This window comes from Variovorax sp. P1_H12_2 (assembly GCF_056405335.1).
Genome location: NZ_JBFUCI010000694.1, coordinates 1 through 1,711 on the forward strand (window position 1 = coordinate 1; position 1,711 = coordinate 1,711).

General features: G+C 67.7%; 4 protein-coding genes and 1 riboswitch. Of the genes, 3 read left to right on the forward strand and 1 reads right to left on the reverse strand.

From position 1 onward, the window contains the following. On the reverse strand, positions 1-231 hold a 231-nt coding region (locus tag AC1D2K_RS34275; RefSeq protein ID WP_478094836.1), incomplete at its 3' end, for a hypothetical protein. 81 nt (positions 232-312) lie between these two features. Further along, a riboswitch (cobalamin riboswitch) is annotated at positions 313-550 on the reverse strand. Positions 551-619: 69 nt separating this feature from the next. Here AC1D2K_RS34275 and AC1D2K_RS34280 point away from each other — a divergent pair. The 3 genes from AC1D2K_RS34280 to AC1D2K_RS34290 form a co-directional block, all read left to right on the forward strand. Then, positions 620-844 carry a DUF904 domain-containing protein gene (locus tag AC1D2K_RS34280; protein ID WP_478094838.1) on the forward strand — a complete coding sequence of 75 codons (225 nt, stop codon included), beginning with the start codon at positions 620-622 and terminating at the stop codon, positions 842-844. Beyond that, the gene (locus AC1D2K_RS34285) at positions 844-1,185 is read left to right on the forward strand and encodes a cell division protein ZapA (protein ID WP_478094840.1); all 342 of its coding nucleotides are present in this window, start codon (positions 844-846) and stop codon (positions 1,183-1,185) included. Before AC1D2K_RS34280 ends, AC1D2K_RS34285 begins: the two co-directional genes overlap by 1 nt. Positions 1,186-1,462: 277 nt before the next feature. Next, a partial coding sequence (locus AC1D2K_RS34290; RefSeq protein WP_478094842.1) for a TSUP family transporter occupies positions 1,463-1,711 on the forward strand: 249 nt, incomplete at its 3' end.

Sequence of the window (1,711 nt, forward strand, 5' to 3'; positions counted from 1 at the left end):
GTCGATGACCACGGTGTCCGACACCAGTTCGTCGGCGCGGGTCGGCACCCGCGTCGCGGTGACCACCATCTCGGGCAGCGCTGGCGCCGCCTCCTGGGCCGACGCCAGCGTGGGGACGCCGACAGCACCGGCAATCAAGGCCGCGACGGCCGACGAAACGGCATGGGCGCGGGGCCGCAGCCGCGGCAAGGCGCACCGGGAGGCGGGCGTGGAAAGAACGCAGGATTTCATGGGGGCGACAAAAGGTCAAAGTCCTTCGCCGGCTTCCCCGCCAGCGCTTGGACGTCATGGCCGCCTGCATGCATCGCGCATGCGGCAGCCGCCTCGTTGGCCGGTATCCGGGCTGGCAGTGCAACCCTCGTCGCCTTCCCGTGCACCTGTTTCAGGGCACCCAGTGGCTGATTGACGAGGGCGGCGCCCGAGTGCGCCGACTGCTTGACCGTTGCGGGGGCAGCGCAGGTTGGTTCGGCCCCGGGGGGCTTCGACTCCTGCTTCCCGTTGAACTGCGACGCGTGAACCGCGGCGCGAGCACCAACGAGCGGAATTGTAGGGTTTGTCGGCATGTGCCCGGAACAACCGGGCGCGAACGCGCCGGCGGCGGAACCTACAATCGCCCTCCATGCCAGCATCGAGCCGTATTGACCAGATCGCCGAGCGCGTCGAGCGCCTGCTCGTGCGCCACGAAGAAGTACAGCGCACCAATGCGTTGCTGCAGGACCAGGTCGACGCGCTCACGCGCGAACGCGACACGCTCAAGTCGCGGCTCGCCGCGGCCCGCACGCGCCTCGACGCCCTGCTCGATCAGCTCCCGGTCGATCCCACCCAAGACGCCAGCTCTTCCTGATGAAACAAATCGAAGTCCAGATCATGGGCCAGAGCTACCTGCTCGGCTGCCCCGAAGGCGGCGAGGCGCAATTGCGCGACGCGGTCGAACGCGTCGACGGTGCGATGTGCAAGATCCGCGATGCCGGCAAGGTCAAGGCCCGCGACCGCATCGCGGTGCTGGCCTCGCTCAACCTGGCCTTCGACCTGGTGCAGCGCGAAGCGGCGCCGGCGCCGGCCCAGGTGCCTGCACCTGTACCTGCGCCCGCGCCCGCGGCGGACGCCACCGAAGACGAGGTCCGCGCCGTGCAATTGATCCAGCGCCTGGACCAGGCCCTGGCCGGCGACGGACATCTCCTCTGAAGATCCGGCGCGCCCGCGGCTGCAGGGCGTAAAATACGCATCGTCTGCGGTGCGAGGCTGGGCTCTATATTTCCTTGTACCAATGCTCTCCGGAGCAGGGCTTGGAATATCGCTTGGCAGGTGTGATCATCTCGCGTCAGATGAACCCGAAGCCTTGCTGACCTCGCCCACCTGAACCCTGGTTCAGGATGCGGGTTCGGCTCACACTCGCAGACACCTCTCACTGACAGCCACGGCCCCGCGATCGGCGCCGTGGCTTTTTTCTGGATCCTTGCGAATGACCATCGAACCCCTGCTGATCGCCGAACTCGCCCTGCTCGGCATTGGCACCGGATTCCTCGCCGGCCTGCTCGGCATCGGCGGCGGCATGCTGATGGTGCCGTTCATCACGATCATCCTCGGCCAGCGCGGCGTCGCCGCCGACCTCGCGGTCAAGATGGCGATCGCGACCTCGATGGCGACCATCATCTTCACTTCGATCTCCAGCGTGCGCGCCCACCATCGGCGCGGCGCGGTGCGCTGGGAC

Bases quoted from the DNA above. Each gene is read 5' to 3' on its own strand.
- AC1D2K_RS34280 (WP_478094838.1), top strand. From the start codon at position 620: ATGCCAGCATCGAGCCGTATTGACCAGATCGCCGAGCGCGTCGAGCGC.
- AC1D2K_RS34285 (WP_478094840.1), top strand. From the start codon at position 844: ATGAAACAAATCGAAGTCCAGATCATGGGCCAGAGCTACCTGCTCGGC.